This window comes from Parerythrobacter aestuarii (assembly GCF_030140925.1).
GTDB classification, from domain to species: Bacteria; Pseudomonadota; Alphaproteobacteria; order Sphingomonadales; family Sphingomonadaceae; genus Parerythrobacter; species Parerythrobacter aestuarii.
The window spans coordinates 201,224-216,460 of sequence record NZ_JARBWD010000002.1 but is presented as its reverse complement, the minus strand read 5'-3'; the positions used below and the strand labels follow the sequence as shown (position 1 = coordinate 216,460).

The window sequence follows — 15,237 nt, the reverse complement described above, 5'->3', positions numbered from 1 at the left end:
CGCTTGCACCGCCCTTTTCACGCTATCGGTGCATTGTCGGAAACGGGAATTGCTTGCCGCGCAACTCGCCCGGCGCTACCCGCGCTGCCCTGATGTTGAGCTTTCCCGCCCCGGCGCTCGCCATGGTCGAGCAGATGCGAACAGCTGCCGGCGCCGATCCGGCGCGCGCGATCGCCTTGCAAGGTGCGCCCGGCGCCAATTCACATCGCGCAGCGCAGGAATATGCGCCCGAGCTGCTGCCGCTACCCTGTTTCAGCTTCGAAGATGCCATCGAAGCAGTGCAAACGGGCCAGGCGGGCTGCGCCATCATCCCGATCGAGAACAGCCAGCACGGCCGCGTCGCCGACATCCATTTCCTGCTTCCGGGCAGCGGACTGCAGATTGTCGGCGAACACTTCATGCGGATCGAACATGCGCTTATGGGCCTCGGCCCGGGCCCGTTCGAAGCGGTGTATTCGCACCCGCAAGCGCTAGGCCAGTCGCGCGAGTTCATTCGCGAGCGCGGCATGATGCCGCTCAGCTTTGCCGACACCGCTGGTGCCGCAGCGCATGTCGCGGAGCTGCAGGAACGCAAGTTCGCCGCCATTGCCCCCGCGCTGGCAGCCGAACTCTACGGGCTGCAGATCGTCGAGCAGAATGTCGAGGACGCGCATGACAACACCACGCGATTTGTCGTGCTGGCGAAAGAAGGCCTCGATCCTGCCACGCTGGACGGCGAACCGGCGATGACCACCTTCGTCTTCACCGTGAAGAACATCCCTGCCGCGCTCTACAAGGCCATGGGCGGTTTCGCGACCAATGGCGTCAACATGACCAAGCTGGAAAGCTACCAGCAGGGTGCGAGCTTCTCCGCGACGACCTTTTACGCCGATATCGTCGGCGCGCCCGGCGACCCGGCCGTCGACCGGGCCCTGGAAGAACTCGACTTCCATTGCGCCAAGTTGCGCATGCTGGGTTCCTATCGCATGGCGCGCGCACGCGGCCAGGTCGAAGACTGAGGTCATAGCCGAGATCACGGCTTGCACCGCCATGCTCACCATGCCACCTAGGCTGGCGTGACAACGGGGTCGGTCAGTACGGATAGTGCAAGTGCGTGGGAGCGTGTCCGCGACGATTCCGATATCCAGTTCGAACCGCTCGAACCGACCCCGCCACCGGAAACGCCAGAATGGCTCAAGCAGCTCGGCGAAGCACTCGCCGACCTGTTCGAGCCCGTAGCGCTGGCCATCGCAGCGGCGTGGCCGGTCTTGAAATGGGTTTTGCTGGGCTTGGCGATTGCAATGCTCGCTTATCTCGTCTGGCGGCTTGTCTCCCCCTATTTCGAACGGCCTGCCGGTTCCGACAGCGAAACACCTGAATGGCAGCCCGAGCGCCGCGAAGCCCTGGCCTTGCTGGAAGAAGCCGATCGCCTGGCCGAAGCCGGAGACTATGCCGGGGCCGTGCACCTGTTGCTGCACCGCAGTGTTGGCCAGATCGCCGAGGCTCGCCCCGACCTTGTCATTCCCAGTAGCACCGCCCGCGAGCTGGCAGGGCAACCGAGCCTGCCCGGCAAGGCGCGTTCTGCATTCGGTGTCATCGCCACCAGCGTAGAACGTAGCCTGTTCGCGCTTCAGGCACTGGGCCGCGACGACTGGCAGCAGGCGCGCTGTGCTTATGCCGATTTCGCGCTGGAGCGGCTTGACTGATGGCGAGCGTCGCCTCCCCTGTCCGGCGCGGCCTTGCCGCGCGTCCACAGGCCTTCGGCAAGGGCGGTGTGCTGGCGATGGTGCTGTTCGGAACGATCGCTTTCATCGCATTCCTTTACCTGATCGGAGCCGGGCAACTGACCGGCCCGGCCAACAACGGGCAGGCGCATGCCGCCTCGAACGGGCTGACGGGCTACGCCGGACTGGTGCGCTTGTTGGAGGGGGAAGACCACGATGTCTCCGTCTCGCGCAGCGAAGCAGCCTTCGATGACTACGCGCTGCTGGTGCTTACCCCTCCTGCCATGATGGACCAGGAGGAACTTGCCTCGATCATAGAAAACCGCCGCTGGCAGGGGCCGACTTTGGTGATCCTGCCCAAGTGGTACGCTGGGCGGTCGAATAATGACGAGGCGAAGTCGGGTTGGGTCCAGATCCTCGGCGCGCAATCGCCCCTTTGGAATACAGTCGTTGCGGAGCAGGAGATCGAAGTCGATCTCGTCAATGGCGAGGAATTGAAATCGCGTGGCTGGAGCGCCACAGGCAACGATGCGCTCGACGGAAAGCTGCCTGAGAGCGAGGCTATGCAGTTTTTCACCTCGGAATCCGCGAAGGGTAGCCTGGCCTTGGTCAAGTCGGGCAACGCCTTGCTGGCCGCGACTTTCGAACGAGCGTCGGAGACCGCGAGCAACGAAGCATCGGCGCCCCAGGTCGTCGCTTCCGACGACGTCGGCTATTACGACGAAGACGGCAATTTCCAGTCCTACGACACCGAGGCCGAGGACTACTATTACGACGAGGCCGGCACATATGTGCCGGCCGATGAAGACCAGTGGCCAGTCACGATTGTCGCTGAGCCCGACCTGATGAACAACTGGGGCATGGCCGATGCGTCCCGCGCGCAGATGGCACACCGGATCATCGATGCGGCAGCTGACGACGTTGACCTGCCAGTTGTGTTCGACCTCACACTCAACGGTCTTGGATCCTCCCGCAACCTTCTCAGCCTTGCCTTCGAGCCACCGTTCCTCGCCGCCACGTTATGCCTGATCATGGCGCTGTTCCTCGTCGGTTGGCGCGCCTTCCGCCGCTTTGGCCCGGCGCTGGTCGAAAGCCAGGCCTTTGCCTTCGGCAAGGGCCAGCTGGTCGAGAACGGTGCAGGGGTGATCCAGCGGACCGGGCGCATGCAGTTGTTGACCCGGCCCTATGCCGCACAGATGGAAGCCCGCATTGCCCGCAAGCTGGGCCTGCGCCGGACCGATCGGGCGGCAATCGACGAAACCCTGGAGAAACGCGGGCTCGAGCCGCTGTCGCCGCTCCTCGTCGCGCTCGAGAAAGCCCGCCACAGCCACGACATAATTCGCGCATCGCGCGCATTGCATTCGCTTGAAAGGACCATTTCCCGATGACTGAATCCCTCGACACCCTGCGCCAGCTGGCCAATGCCGTGCGCGCTGAAGTCGGCAAGGCCATCGTCGGGCAGGACGAGCTGGTCGACCACTTGCTGATCGCGCTGATGAGCGAAGGGCACGTGCTGATGGAAGGCCCGCCGGGGACGGCCAAGACCTTCCTCGCGCAATGCTTCGCCCGCGCCACCGGGCTCGATTTCGGGCGTATCCAGTTCACGCCCGACCTGCTGCCGGGCGACATCCTCGGCTCCAACCTGTTCAACTTCCAGACCAGCACCTTCACGCTCACCCGCGGGCCAATCTTCACCGAGCTGCTGCTGGCGGACGAGATCAACCGCACGCCGCCGAAGACGCAGGCGGCCCTGCTCGAAGCCATGCAGGAACGCCGCGTTACTCTGGACGGTGAAACCCACCAGCTCGGCGATCACTTCATGGTGGTGGCAACGCAGAACCCGATCGAGAACCAGGGCGTCTACCCGTTGCCTGAAGCGCAGCTCGACCGCTTCCTGTTCAAGTTGCTGGTGCCCTATCCCGACGAAGCCGAGGAAGCGAAGATCGTCGCTCGCTTCTCTGTCGAGCAAGGGCCCACCCGACCGGAGAATTTCGGGATCGAGCCGGTAACGGAGATCGAGGCCCTCCGCACCGCGATCGCAGCGACCAAGGATGTTACCCTGGCACAGGACAATGTCGATTATGTCGTGCGACTAGTGCGCGCCACGCGCGAACACGGCGACCTGATGACCGGGGCGAGCCCGCGAGCTGCGGTGCTGCTGGCCAATGCCGCGCGTGCCCGTGCCGCGCTGGATGGCAGGAACTACGTCGTACCAGACGATATCAAGCAACTTGCGACCGCGGTGCTGCGCCACCGCCTCACTTTGACGGCTGCGGCAGAGATCGAAGGTCGTGCGGTCGAGAGCATTGTCGATGAACTCGTCACCGGGACGGAAGCCCCACGCTAGGGCTGTTCGATGCGGATCGCATTCCCCCTTGTCCCGACTGCGCGTGCGGTGTGGCTGGCGGCCCTCGCCGCACCCGTCGCGCTGCTGGTCGCGCTGATCGCGCCGCAGGCGTGGCTGGTGGCGCCCATCGCCGGAGCGGCGCTGATCGTTGCGGTGTTGGCCGATGGCGCGCTCGCGGGGAAACTGGTTGAGTGGCGGTTCCATGCGCCCGCCGATGTCGAGGTGGGCGAACCGTTCACAGTCTCCGTGCTAGCGGAAATTGCCGGCGGGGCACCGGGAAGTGTCGCGGCATCGTTGCTATGCGATCCACGGCTGGCCCTTGGTGGACGGCTGGATATCACGCTCGATGCCGACCGCATGCATTGGCACGGCGAAACGGAAGTTGCAGCGAACCGGCGGGGGACAGGAGAATTCGATCGGATCTGGCTCAATTGGCAAGGGCCGCTGGGTCTCGGTGCGCGCCAGATCAGCCAGTCGGTGACCAGCGTGGTCCGCATCTGGCCAGACCTGGCGCCGATCCGCTCCAAGACGCTCGAAGCCTACTTGCGCGATTCCGAGATCGGCATGATCGCCCGCCGCCAGCGCGGTGAAGGCACGCAGTTCGAAGCACTGGCGGAATACGACGCCGGAATGGACCGCCGCCGGATCGACTGGAAGGCCAGCGCCCGCCACACCAAGCTGCTGGCCCGCGAGAACGAGAGCGAGCGCAACAACCAGATTGTCTTCGCTTTCGATTGCGGCAAGGCGATGTGCGAACCGCTGGAAGGGGTACCGCGGATCGACCGGGCGGTAACCGCAGGGCTGACCGCCGCCTATGTCGCGCTCAAAGGCGGCGACCGTTCGATGCTGTTCGGCTTTGCCCGCCGCCCTGAAGTGATCACCCCTTTCATCGCCGAAGCACGTGCCTTTCCGAAACTGCAGGAGGCCGCCGCCACGCTCGACTACCAGGCCGAAGAGCCGAACTTCACGCTTGGGCTGGCGACGCTTTCCGCCCAACTTCGCCGCCGTTCGCTGATCGTGCTGTTCTCGGAATTCACGGACCCGACCAGCGCTGAAATGATGATCGAAAGCATCGCTCGCCTGGTCGAAAAGCATATCGTCTTGTTCGTGACCTTCGAAGATGCCGAGCTGGAAGCGCTGCAATCGACCGAGCCTGACAGCCTCGCAGCCATCGCCGGGGCCGTCACTGCTGAAAGCCTCGCGCAGCAACGCCAGCTGGTGCACGAGCGATTGCGCCGCATGGGAGTCGACATCATCGAAGCGCCACACGACAAGGTCGGCTTTGCCGTGATCGACCGCTATCTTCGCATCCGTCGCAGCGAGGCGATCGCAGGATGAAGGCACCAACCCTCACCGGCCTGTTCGGCAAGAAGGAGATCACTCCACCGCCTGGGATCGAGGCAGCCGCGTTGCGGTCGGATCGGTTCCGGCTGGAACGCGAATGGGAATGGCGACGGCTGGAGGATATCGTCAGCCGCCTTGAGAAGGGTCGGCTGCGCGGGATCGACGATGAGGAAATCGCCGCCTTGCCCGCCCTCTATCGCACTGCCGCCTCCAGCCTCGCTGTTGCGCGCGAGACCTCTCTCGACAAGGCCACGCTGACCTATCTCGAGAGCCTGGTCCAGCGCGCGTGGTACCAGGTCTATGGCCCGCGGCGCGGCTTCATCGCGTGGATGCGGCAGTTCCTCGCCGGCGGCTGGTCGCGCGCGGTGCGCGATATCTGGCTTGATATATGCATTGCGCTGGCTGTGATGGTGGCAGGGACGATTGCCGGCTGGCTGCTCGTGGCCCAGAACCAGGACTGGTACTACGCACTGGTCCCCACCGGGATGGCCGATACTCGCGTGCCCGGTGCCAGCCGCGAAGTGCTGCAACAATCGCTCGCCGTCGAGAACGAGTCCGGTGGCTTGTCGGCCTTTGCCGCATACTTGTTCTACAATAACGCCAGCGTCTCCATCATGGTCTTTGCAACGGGGTTCGCCTTCGGGATACCCAGCCTGTTGCTGCTAGTGCACAATATGGCGCTGCTCGGGGCAATGATGTGGCTGTTCCACTCCGCCGGGCTGCTGCCCGATTTCCTCGCCTGGCTGGCCGTACATGGTACGACCGAATTTACCGCCATCCTTCTGGCAGGGGCAGCCGGGTTGCACATCGGGCGCCGGATGGCTTTCCCGGGCGACCGCAGCATTCTGGCAGCTGCAGCCGATGCCGGGCAGCGCACCGCCTCTGTCATGATCGGTGTCGTGATCATGCTCATATTCGCTGCCCTCCTCGAGGCCTTTCCCCGGCAGCTGGCGGGCAGTGAATCACGCACGATCATCGGCGTCTTCATGCTGATCTTCTGGGCGGTGTATTTCACGCTCGCGGGGCGCGAGCGGATACGAAGGGTTGGACCGTGACCGCCACCGCGCCCTCCTTCCCCACCAGGCAAGACAAGCGCCTGCGCGAACTCATCACGCCTGAAGGTATCGCTTTGCCGGTCAGGCTGGCGCCGCGCGGTTCTCGTTTCGTCGCGCTGGTGATCGATTACGCGATCATCACCTTCAGCCTGCTGTTCCTGTTCTTCGGCCTGTTGTTCCTGGGCGTCAGCTTCAGCGACCTGGAGAACCAGAGCGAAACAGACGGTATCGTCGAATTCCTGTTCGTGGTGTTCATGATCGTGCTGTTCGTTTTGTGGAACGGCTACTTCATCTTCATGGAAATGGGGCCGCGCGGCGCGACGCTGGGCAAACGATTGCTGAAGATCCGCGTCGCGGCGCGCGATGGCGGAAGGCTCACACCCGAAGCGGTGGTCGCGCGCAACTTGCTGCGGCAGATAGAAATCTTCATGCCGCTCAGTTTTCTCGACATGGCCGGCAGCGGCGAAGGCGGGCTAGGCTGGGTTGCCGGTGCAGCGTGGTTCGCGATCTTCATGCTGTTCCCTTTCCTCAACCGCGACTCATTGCGGGCCGGGGATCTCATCGCCGGAACGTGGGTCGTTGAAGCTCCGCGAGTGAAGCTGGCCGATGCCATGTCGGTCGGCGAAGACAAGGCCGATACCGCTTCGCGCTACACTTTCGGCGATGCAGAGCTGTCGGTCTATGGCGAACACGAGCTCAAGACACTGGAGGACGTGCTGCGGCGCGGGGACGATGCAGCGATGGCGGCGGTCCAGCAGGCGATCCTGCGCAAGATCGGCTGGGAAGGCGGTGCCGGTCACGAGCGCGAATTCCTCGAATCCTTCTACCAGGCACTGCGGGCCAAGCTCGAAGGCGACATGCGCTTCGGCAAGCGCAAGCTCGACAAGCACGATGGCGGGCACGACGCGAGGTAAGTCTCACCGCGCAACCGAATTGCGGCCTTCGCTGCATTGGCGTATGCTGGCCGGTACGGGAAGGATGAGCGATGAAACAAGCGCCGGAAATCTACAACTACCTCAGCCGCGCGGAAATCGCGGCATTCTCCGAGAAATCGGACCTGCGCGCATGGGCCACACTGGGCTGGCAGCTGGTGCTTTTCGCCGCTGCCTTCGCGCTGGCGATGCTGTGGCCAAACCCGCTCACCATCGTGCTGGCGATCCTGCTGCTGGGCGGACGGATCCAGGCCTTCGGCGTCATGACCCACGACTGCGCGCATGGAGCGTTCTTCGCGACCCCGTGGCTCAACAATTTCATGGGCAAGTGGATCATAGGCGGACCGGCGCATACCCCGCTTGAGGCCTATCGCCGCTACCACTTAAATCACCACCGTTACGCCGGGACGCCCGACGATCCCGACAAGTGGATGGTCAAGAATTACCCGGTCACCAAGAGCTCGCTCAAGCGCAAGTTCGTGCGCGACTTCACCGGGCAGACCGGCATCCGTGACCTGATGCGCGAGCTCAAGGGCTTCACCTGGGAAGGCAATGGGCCGACGCTGGTATTTCACTTGCTGCTCGCCGGATCGCTGACAGCGCTGGGTGCGCCCTGGGCCTACCTGCTGTTCTGGGCCGCGCGCCTGTTCGTCTATCCGGCGATCCACCGCCTGCGGCAGATTTCCGAACATGGCGTGGTGCCCGACCGCGACGTACTCGATGCCCGGCTCAACACCGGAACCACCATCCCCAATATGGTCGAGCGCTTGTTCATCAGCCCGTGCAATGTGAACTACCATCTCGAGCATCACATCTTCGCGGCCGTCCCGCCCTATCGCCTGCCCGCGCTGCACCGCATGCTGGTCGAGCGTGGCTATTACAAGGAGCATGACTGCATCGCCCATGGCTTCGCCGACGTGCTCCGCCGCGCCACGCGCCCTGACGAGGCCGATCCGGTCGCGGCATGAACGCGCATATACCAGTCCTGCCGGCGGACCTGTCGCAACTTTCCAGTGCCGAACTGACCCGGCTGGAGCGCGACATCGCCCGCAAGTATTCAGGCAAGGTGCCGTGGGAGACGGTTGCCTGGGGTCTTCTGATCCCGCCGATCTGGCTTGCCAACTGGGCACTCGCACTAACCGGCACCATCCCGCTGTGGGCCGGCTTCGTGATCTCCACGCTGGCGCTGATGTTCACCTATGCCCCCAACCATGATGCCCAGCATGACATCATCGGGCGACAGGGCACCAGGTGGCGCTGGCTCAACGAATTCCTCGGCCACTGGACCAGCTGGATGCTGGTGTTGCCGTTCAATACCCTGCGGGTGACCCATCTGGACCACCATCGGCACACCAACGATGAAGAACTCGACAGTGACATCACCACCCATGCCGAGACCGCGTGGGGCGCGGTGTGGGCGTCGATCCTGCAGCGCCAGCCCAGTGCCAAGCGGGCGCAGGACTATCGCGCCAGCCTGGAGCGGGCAGGCCGCGAGGACCTGATAAAGCTGACCGCGCTCTACAAGCTGGGCTTTTTCATCGGCCTGTTCGCGCTGGCGTGGAACGGACTCGCCATCGAAGCCTTCCTGCTGTGGTGGCTGCCCTACCAGCTGGCGATGACCTACATCATCTTCTTCCTCAGCTGGGCCCCGCACAGCCCGGGCATGGCGCAAGGCAAGTATCGCGACACCAAAAGCTGGAAGTCGAAACTGGGCGACCCGCTGTCGATGTGGATGGGCTATCACGTGGTGCACCACCTGCACCCCTATATCCCGCTGCTGAAGACCAAGCCGGCCTATTGGGACATGCGCCCGATCCTGGAGGCGCGCGGAGTCAAGCTCGGGATGTAGGTCCCGCTTACTCGTCGCCGTAAATGCCGACTTCGCTAACGCCCGCGCTGGTGGCGCGACCGCGATACATGCCGGGCGTGTTGAAGCTGAACACTGCCGGGCCGAACGGGGAAACTACGATCACGCCGCCCGTGCCGCCCAGGTCCTTCACATCCGCCATCACTGCATCGGCCACCGCCTGCACATCGCTTTCCTCCAGCCACATCTCGCTGGCATGGACGATGAAGGTCGGATTACCATCTTCGTCAAGCGGGACGGAGGCTTGCGCATCGTCAAGCATCTTGCGCCAGCTGTACCGCAGCCCCTGACAGATCGAATGCCCGACAGCGGCGCGAATGAAGTACTCGCCCTGCCCGGTGGCGGAGACAGCGCAATCGCGATTGTCGGCATAGGTACCCGCCCCGATCACCGGGACGTCGCCGATCCGACCCCAGCGCTTGCCGGTCAACCCACCGGTCGAGGTGCCGGCAACCATGTTGCCTTCAAGGTCCAGCGCCACAGCGCCGACCGTGCCAAATTTCACATCGACATCGATGGCGGACAGCTGCTGCGCCTTCATCCGCTCCAGCGAACGGCGACGCGGCTCTGTCGCGAAATATTCCGGATCGACCAGTTCCAGCCCCTTGTCGCTGGCGAATTCCTCCGCCCCCGCGCCGCTCAGGAAAACGTGCCGCCCGTCCTTCATGACTTCGCGGGCCAGCAGGATCGGGTTCTTCACGGTCTTGACCCCGGTCACCGCGCCGGCGCTGCGGTCGCGCCCGTCCATCAGCGCTGCATCGAGCTCGTTGGCTCCTTCCCAGGTAAACACCGCGCCCTTGCCTGCATTGAACTTGGGATCGTCCTCCATCAGCGTGATCGCGGCGATCACCGCATCCATCGCGCTGCCACCTTCAGCCAGGATTTTCGCCCCGGCATCGAGAGCTTGCTGCAGCGCGGCGCGATAGGCCGCGTCCTGCTCCGGTGTCATATTGGCGCGCTCGATCGTGCCCGCTCCGCCATGGATGGCGAATGACCAACGCGGCGCGAAGGGATCATATTCTTCTTCGTCCTGTGCCATCAAACTGGTCGGCGAAACCAGCACCAGAATCACAGCCGCAAAGGCCAAAATCGCTCGCATAGTCCCCAATTCCCCTACGTTATCGGTCTGCTCGCGCTGGAACACAGCGTAGCAAAACTTGTCTTGCGCCCTTGGTGACACAAGCAAGGCCATGGTATCCAGCCCTATTCGCTCGGAGAAGCGAAACACAAGAGAGGGGGAACTGCAATGCAATCCATGTTGGAAAGGTTTGACCAGGACAAGGCAGCCACGCTGGCCGTCGATGTCGGTTATGCGCTGGTCATTCTCATCGTCACCTGGGGGCTGGCCAAAGGCGCAAAATGGGCTTTCGCCAAGCTGGTCGATGCCGTGCCGCTGCTGCAGAAAGATACCGCAGCCGGACATTCGATCGGTGAAGCGATCGGCAAGATCGTCTCGCTGCTGATCTGGCTGTTCGGCCTGATTGCCATCCTCAACGTCTTCCATCTCGGCGCAGTCGCCGGGCCGATTGACGAACTGCTCAACAACATCATGGACTTTGTGCCCAACCTCGTGGGCGCCGGCCTGATCTTCTTCATTGGTGCCATGGTGGCCGGGATCGTTCGCGACATTGTCACCACGACACTGCAAACGGTCGATTTCGACAAATGGGCCAACAAGGGCGGTGTAGATGCCGTCACCGGTAACAGCACCATCAGCAAGACCATCGGTACGGTCGTCTATGTGTTGATCATCATCCCGGTAGCGATCTTGGCGCTCGAAGCGCTCAATCTCGAAAGCGTCTCGCAGCCGGCCAGCAACATGCTGCAGCTGATCTTCGACGCCATTCCGCGTATCATCGGTGCAGGCGTGCTGATGGGTCTTGGTTACCTAATCAGCAAGTTCGCGATGGAAACCCTGCGCGAGCTGATGGAAGGCCTCGGGGTCGACCGTTCGCTCGATGCAGCCGGGATCCTGCCCGAAGGCACGCAGGCCTCGACCGTGATCGCCCGCATTGTACAGGTGGCGATCATCCTGACCATCGGCATCGCCGCCACCCGCCTGCTCGGCTTCCCGGAACTGACCAACATCCTCAACGAGGTGCTGGGACTCGGCGGTCGAGTTGTCTTTGGCGCAGCGGTGATCGGGGCAGGTTTCCTAATCGCCAACCTGCTGGCGCGACTGGTGGGCGGTGCCGAGGGAGGTTCGACTGCAGCCACCATCGTCCGCTGGATCACAATCGTGCTTTTCGTGATCATGGGCCTGCAATACACCGGCATCGGCGGCATGCTGCCGGGCAACGCGCTGCTGGTGATCATTGCCGGCCTCGCCGTTGCCTTCGCCCTCGCCTTCGGCCTGGGCGGTCGCGACTGGGCAGCGAAGAAGCTGGATGAGTGGGACAGCAAGAAATAGGCTGACCACACTTAAGCCAAGATGTAGGGGCGCAGGGTCATGATCCTGCGCCCCGTTTCTTTGGACGATGTCCCCGCTCTTGCCATGCTGGGACGCGAGAGTTTTATCGCTGCATTCGGCCATCTCTATTCCGACAAGGACCTGAGTGCGTTCCTCGAGATGGTCTATTCAGATGCCGCCGTGCGCGAGGAAGTCGAAGGCCCCGAGTGCATCCACCAGGTCGCGCATGATGACCTGAGGATGCTTGGCTACGTGAAGCTGCGCGCGCCTAGCTGGTATGCCGAAGACTCGCCGACTGAAGATATCAGGAATCCGATCGCCCTGGGCCAGCTATACACGCAGCCCGACGCCACCGGACGCGGCATAGGTGCGTTGCTGATGGAATGGGCCATTGCCGAAGCGCGCGCGCGCGGCCATGATGCCATCCAGCTGTCGGTATGGAGCCAAAATCTTGGCGGACAGCGGTTCTACCAGCGATACGGGTTCGCCAAGGTCGCCGATATCGATTTCTATGTCGGCGAGCACAGGGACGATGAATTCTTGTACGAGCTTCGCCTCGATTGAGAGGCAGGCCAAGGGAGAGAGACATGGCTGACTTCGGATTTTCCAGCACCGCCGATGACGTGCTTGCAGACAAGGACCTGAGCGGGAAGACCGCTTTTGTGACAGGCGGCTATTCCGGGCTCGGCAAGGAGACCGCCCGGGCCATGGCAGCCAGGGGCGCGCACGTCATCATCGCCGGGCGCGACATGGAAAAGGCCAACGGTGCAGCACAGGAAATCCGCGAGGAAGTCGACGACGCCCATGTCGAGACGATCCTGTGCGACCTGGGCTCGCTCGATGCCGTGCGTTCCTGCGGTTCTGAAGCCCGCGACCGGTTCGAGAAGATCGACCTGCTGATCAACAACGCCGGCGTAATGGCTTGCCCCTATTCCGAAACCGCCGACGGCTTCGAAATGCAGTTTGGAACCAACCACCTTGGCCACTTCCTGCTGACACGGGAACTGATGCCACTGGTCGAAAAGGCCGCCGAAGGAGGCAACGACGCCCGCATTGTCAACCTTTCCAGCCGCGGGCACCACATGGACCAGGTCCACCTCGAAGATCCCAATTTCAAGTCCCGCGACTACGACAAGTGGCTCAGCTACGGCCAGGCCAAGACCGCCAATATCCTGTTCAGCGTCGGCCTGCAGAATCGCTTCGGACACAAGGGCATCACGGCAGTAGCAGTCCACCCCGGTGGCATCGTCACTAACCTTGGCCGCCATCTCAGCGAAGAGGACATTGCCAATTTGCGCAAGCGGATGGAGACCAGCGGATCGGACAATGGACCGGGCTGGAAGACTATTCCGCAAGGTGCCGCCACCACCTGCTTCGCCGCCACCGCGCCGGAATTGCAGGGTCACGGTGGAGTCTATTGCGAGGATTGCCATGTAGCCGAAGTGGACGATGAAAGTCCCACCGGTGGTGTACGAAGCTATGCTCTCGATCCGCAAACCGCCGAGGGGCTGTGGGCCTTGTCGGAAGAGATGACCGGGACCAGCTTCAGCGCCTGAGGCAGGCGACCAGCCCTTCACCGAGCCAATGGCCAAGCAAGGCACCGGCTCTGGCAACGCCGGCTTCTTCGCCAAGTCGCACGACCAGCAGGACGCATAGCTCCCCGAAGCATGCGCCCCCGAGCGCGAACGTCAACGCCTCACCATCGAGCGGATCGAGCAAGGCGAAAGTCGGGCGCAGCTGTTCGCGCCAGACCAGCAACATGCGGGGCTGCGCGAGCATAAAGTCAGCCGTGCCATTCGGCTGATCGGCCAACGAGTTCCAGAGAACGCCGACATCGTGGTTGACTGCTCGCAGCGCCAATCCGGGCAGGAATCGCAGTCGCAATTCGGCCCAGTCTTCCTCTGTAAACCCTGTCGTTTGGGCAGCAAATTCGCGCGCGCTTATGCTCTCGCGATCGGCCGCCACGAATGCGCGGTGCATGGCCCATTCGAGCCATGCAAGCTCGGCCACTTCCGGGTCTTCAGGGAACAGTTCCACCAACGTTTCGTCGAAGCCTTTGCCAGCGTCATCGAGCGTCCAGCTTGTTGGCGGATGGGTGATCAAATGGTGCGCGGCAGCTCGGTGGAAGCTCTCTGCCCCGACCCAGCGTTGCGTGCGTTCGAAGGTTGAAGCCAGCGCTTCGACCAGCGCCGTGCGATAGTTGTTGCGATAGATATCGAGCCCAGCCACGTGGCGCTCAGTCCAGCCCGCGAGCAAGGTCTGCCCGTCATCGAGCACCGATGCCATAAAGGCCTCTTGGCGTTCGGCGAGGCTCATGCCGCTTCCTTCGCAGCCTTGGCATCCGCAACAATGGTGCGCGCTCGATCCAGCTCGACCAGCAGCTCACCCAGCGGCGGGATATTGTCATCGCGCTCGATCATGGTTGCGACTGGGCCAAGACGGGCCACCGCATAGCCGTAGAGGTCCCACACCGCATCGCAAACCGCACGGTCATGTGTGTCGATGATGATGTCCCCGGGCGTGTGCCCCGCGAGGTGGATTTGCTGCACGCACTCCAGTGGCAACCCCTCGATATAGTCGCGTGCCGAGAAGCCATGGTTACAGGCACTGACATAGGCGTTGTTTACATCCAAGAGCAGTGAGCAACCGGTACGTCGCGCCATGGCAGAGAAAAACTCCCATTCACGCATCTCGTCTTCGGGAAAGGTGAGATAGCTCGACGGATTCTCGAACGCTATGGTCCGGCCCAGCGCTTCCTGCGCGCAGTCGATATTGTCGCAAACCACCTGCAGTGCCTCCCGTGTATAGGGTAGCGGCAACAGATCGTGGCTGTTGTGCGCGCTTGTGCGGGTCCAGCATAGATGGTCCGAAACCCACAACGGTTCGATCCGCTCCGCCAGTGCCCTCAGGCGCAGCAGGTAGTCCTCATCCAGACCGTGCGCCGAGCCGATCGACATCGAGACGCCATGCAGGATGACCGGATGTTTCTCCCGAACTCGCTCCAGCGTCACCAGCGGGCGTCCGCCTTCGACCATGAAGTTTTCCGAGATTACTTCGACGAAGTCCACGGGCACCTCGCCACCGAGGAAATCGGCGTAGTGGCTGCGGCGCAGGCCAAGGCCGAAGCCGCTGAACGGAACAATCGATGGTGCCATGACGGAACTTCTCCCGGGAAGCTGGGAAACAGGGCCCGGCGCAGCTGTCCTGATGGGGGACGCGCCGGACCCTGCCGGTCAACAACAATCAGGCCGAGATATCGCCGATCGTGCCGCCCTTGGTCAGGCATTCGCCGGCCTTCATGGCCTTGAAGCCATGACCCTTGCATTTGTTCTGGCCCTTGCAGGCGTTCTCCGCCGTGGCACAGTCGGCCTGTCCCTTGCAGCTGTGGATGCCGTAGCAATGGACGGTATCCTCCGCGCTGATAGCAGCGCCGGTGCTGCCAGCGGGTGGTTCGGCGGCGAAAGCGCTCGCGTGGGACAGGGCCATCATCGCAGCGGCAGCGGCAAAAGCGGTCTTGTTGGGGGCATTCATGGACATCTCTCCTGAGTGAGTTTGCGCCTTGCAGGCATCGGTTCATTC

The 15,237-nt window shown here is 63.0% G+C and carries 16 protein-coding genes; 12 read left to right on the top strand and 4 right to left on the bottom strand.

The features are described 5' to 3' along the window. Window positions 1-92: 92 nt before the first annotated feature. From QPW08_RS14150 to QPW08_RS14110, 9 genes are all read left to right on the top strand, one after another. Window positions 93-998: a prephenate dehydratase gene (locus QPW08_RS14150; RefSeq protein ID WP_284126560.1), complete on the top strand. Its 906-nt coding sequence runs from the start codon at window positions 93-95 to the stop codon at window positions 996-998. A 57-nt stretch (window positions 999-1,055) separates the two neighbouring features. Continuing rightward, on the top strand, window positions 1,056-1,685 hold the full coding sequence (locus QPW08_RS14145; protein WP_284126559.1) for a hypothetical protein: 630 nt from the start codon (window positions 1,056-1,058) through the stop codon (window positions 1,683-1,685). Then, window positions 1,685-3,091, top strand: a complete 1,407-nt coding sequence (locus tag QPW08_RS14140) for a DUF4350 domain-containing protein (protein WP_284126558.1) — start codon at window positions 1,685-1,687, stop codon at window positions 3,089-3,091. The genes QPW08_RS14145 and QPW08_RS14140 overlap by 1 nt, the downstream gene beginning before the upstream one ends. After that, complete coding sequence (locus QPW08_RS14135; RefSeq protein WP_284126557.1) at window positions 3,088-4,050, top strand: AAA family ATPase; 963 nt, start codon at window positions 3,088-3,090, stop codon at window positions 4,048-4,050. The genes QPW08_RS14140 and QPW08_RS14135 overlap by 4 nt, the downstream gene beginning before the upstream one ends. Before the next feature lie 9 nt (window positions 4,051-4,059). Further along, window positions 4,060-5,388 (top strand): DUF58 domain-containing protein, encoded by a 1,329-nt coding sequence (locus tag QPW08_RS14130; RefSeq protein ID WP_284126556.1) that lies wholly within the window; start codon window positions 4,060-4,062, stop codon window positions 5,386-5,388. Further along, a complete protein-coding gene (locus QPW08_RS14125) occupies window positions 5,385-6,449 on the top strand; it encodes a stage II sporulation protein M (RefSeq protein ID WP_284126555.1) in 1,065 nt (354 codons plus the stop codon). Before QPW08_RS14130 ends, QPW08_RS14125 begins: the two co-directional genes overlap by 4 nt. Further along, window positions 6,446-7,363, top strand: a complete 918-nt coding sequence (locus QPW08_RS14120; protein WP_284126554.1) for an RDD family protein — start codon at window positions 6,446-6,448, stop codon at window positions 7,361-7,363. Before QPW08_RS14125 ends, QPW08_RS14120 begins: the two co-directional genes overlap by 4 nt. A 71-nt stretch (window positions 7,364-7,434) precedes the next feature. Then, complete coding sequence (locus QPW08_RS14115; RefSeq protein ID WP_284126553.1) at window positions 7,435-8,349, top strand: fatty acid desaturase family protein; 915 nt, start codon at window positions 7,435-7,437, stop codon at window positions 8,347-8,349. Next, window positions 8,346-9,230, top strand: a complete 885-nt coding sequence (locus tag QPW08_RS14110) for a fatty acid desaturase (RefSeq protein WP_284126552.1) — start codon at window positions 8,346-8,348, stop codon at window positions 9,228-9,230. Before QPW08_RS14115 ends, QPW08_RS14110 begins: the two co-directional genes overlap by 4 nt. A gap of 7 nt (window positions 9,231-9,237) precedes the next feature. Here QPW08_RS14110 and QPW08_RS14105 read toward each other — a convergent pair whose 3' ends face one another. Next, window positions 9,238-10,347: an isoaspartyl peptidase/L-asparaginase family protein gene (locus tag QPW08_RS14105; RefSeq protein ID WP_284126551.1), complete on the bottom strand. Its 1,110-nt coding sequence runs from the start codon at window positions 10,345-10,347 to the stop codon at window positions 9,238-9,240. A 156-nt stretch (window positions 10,348-10,503) separates the two neighbouring features. On the opposite strand from QPW08_RS14105, the gene QPW08_RS14100 reads away from it, so the two are divergent. From QPW08_RS14100 to QPW08_RS14090, 3 genes are read left to right on the top strand one after another with little or no spacing between them, the layout of a single operon-like run. Further along, window positions 10,504-11,658 (top strand): mechanosensitive ion channel, encoded by a 1,155-nt coding sequence (locus QPW08_RS14100; RefSeq protein WP_284126550.1) that lies wholly within the window; start codon window positions 10,504-10,506, stop codon window positions 11,656-11,658. A gap of 39 nt (window positions 11,659-11,697) precedes the next feature. Continuing rightward, window positions 11,698-12,222: a GNAT family N-acetyltransferase gene (locus QPW08_RS14095; protein ID WP_284126549.1), complete on the top strand. Its 525-nt coding sequence runs from the start codon at window positions 11,698-11,700 to the stop codon at window positions 12,220-12,222. Window positions 12,223-12,245: 23 nt separating this feature from the next. After that, window positions 12,246-13,214, top strand: a complete 969-nt coding sequence (locus QPW08_RS14090) for an SDR family NAD(P)-dependent oxidoreductase (protein WP_284126548.1) — start codon at window positions 12,246-12,248, stop codon at window positions 13,212-13,214. Here the strand turns inward: QPW08_RS14090 and QPW08_RS14085 are convergent. The 3 genes from QPW08_RS14085 to bufA2 all read right to left on the bottom strand — a co-directional run bounded on the left by QPW08_RS14085 (window position 13,204) and on the right by bufA2 (window position 15,189). Next, on the bottom strand, window positions 13,204-13,974 hold the full coding sequence (locus tag QPW08_RS14085; protein WP_284126547.1) for a DNA-binding domain-containing protein: 771 nt from the start codon (window positions 13,972-13,974) through the stop codon (window positions 13,204-13,206). The two genes, QPW08_RS14090 and QPW08_RS14085, sit on opposite strands and share 11 nt — an antisense overlap. After that, entirely contained in the window at window positions 13,971-14,813 is an 843-nt protein-coding gene (bufB, locus tag QPW08_RS14080) for an MNIO family bufferin maturase (protein WP_284126546.1), read from the bottom strand. Before bufB ends, QPW08_RS14085 begins: the two co-directional genes overlap by 4 nt. A gap of 88 nt (window positions 14,814-14,901) precedes the next feature. Beyond that, the gene (gene bufA2, locus QPW08_RS14075) at window positions 14,902-15,189 is read right to left on the bottom strand and encodes a BufA2 family periplasmic bufferin-type metallophore (RefSeq protein WP_284126545.1); all 288 of its coding nucleotides are present in this window, start codon (window positions 15,187-15,189) and stop codon (window positions 14,902-14,904) included. Window positions 15,190-15,237: the final 48 nt, after the last annotated feature.

What these genes read in the sequence shown, in the direction of transcription:
- QPW08_RS14150 (WP_284126560.1), top strand. Translation starts at nt 93, where the DNA reads ATGTTGAGCTTTCCCGCCCCGGCGCTCGCCATGGTCGAGCAGATGCGA.
- QPW08_RS14140 (WP_284126558.1), top strand. Translation starts at nt 1,685, where the DNA reads ATGGCGAGCGTCGCCTCCCCTGTCCGGCGCGGCCTTGCCGCGCGTCCA.
- QPW08_RS14135 (WP_284126557.1), top strand. Translation starts at nt 3,088, where the DNA reads ATGACTGAATCCCTCGACACCCTGCGCCAGCTGGCCAATGCCGTGCGC.
- QPW08_RS14130 (WP_284126556.1), top strand. Translation starts at nt 4,060, where the DNA reads ATGCGGATCGCATTCCCCCTTGTCCCGACTGCGCGTGCGGTGTGGCTG.
- QPW08_RS14125 (WP_284126555.1), top strand. Translation starts at nt 5,385, where the DNA reads ATGAAGGCACCAACCCTCACCGGCCTGTTCGGCAAGAAGGAGATCACT.
- QPW08_RS14115 (WP_284126553.1), top strand. Translation starts at nt 7,435, where the DNA reads ATGAAACAAGCGCCGGAAATCTACAACTACCTCAGCCGCGCGGAAATC.
- QPW08_RS14110 (WP_284126552.1), top strand. Translation starts at nt 8,346, where the DNA reads ATGAACGCGCATATACCAGTCCTGCCGGCGGACCTGTCGCAACTTTCC.
- QPW08_RS14105 (WP_284126551.1), bottom strand. Translation starts at nt 10,347, where the DNA reads ATGCGAGCGATTTTGGCCTTTGCGGCTGTGATTCTGGTGCTGGTTTCG.
- QPW08_RS14100 (WP_284126550.1), top strand. Translation starts at nt 10,504, where the DNA reads ATGTTGGAAAGGTTTGACCAGGACAAGGCAGCCACGCTGGCCGTCGAT.
- QPW08_RS14095 (WP_284126549.1), top strand. Translation starts at nt 11,698, where the DNA reads ATGATCCTGCGCCCCGTTTCTTTGGACGATGTCCCCGCTCTTGCCATG.
- QPW08_RS14090 (WP_284126548.1), top strand. Translation starts at nt 12,246, where the DNA reads ATGGCTGACTTCGGATTTTCCAGCACCGCCGATGACGTGCTTGCAGAC.
- QPW08_RS14085 (WP_284126547.1), bottom strand. Translation starts at nt 13,974, where the DNA reads ATGAGCCTCGCCGAACGCCAAGAGGCCTTTATGGCATCGGTGCTCGAT.
- bufB (WP_284126546.1), bottom strand. Translation starts at nt 14,813, where the DNA reads ATGGCACCATCGATTGTTCCGTTCAGCGGCTTCGGCCTTGGCCTGCGC.
- bufA2 (WP_284126545.1), bottom strand. Translation starts at nt 15,189, where the DNA reads ATGAATGCCCCCAACAAGACCGCTTTTGCCGCTGCCGCTGCGATGATG.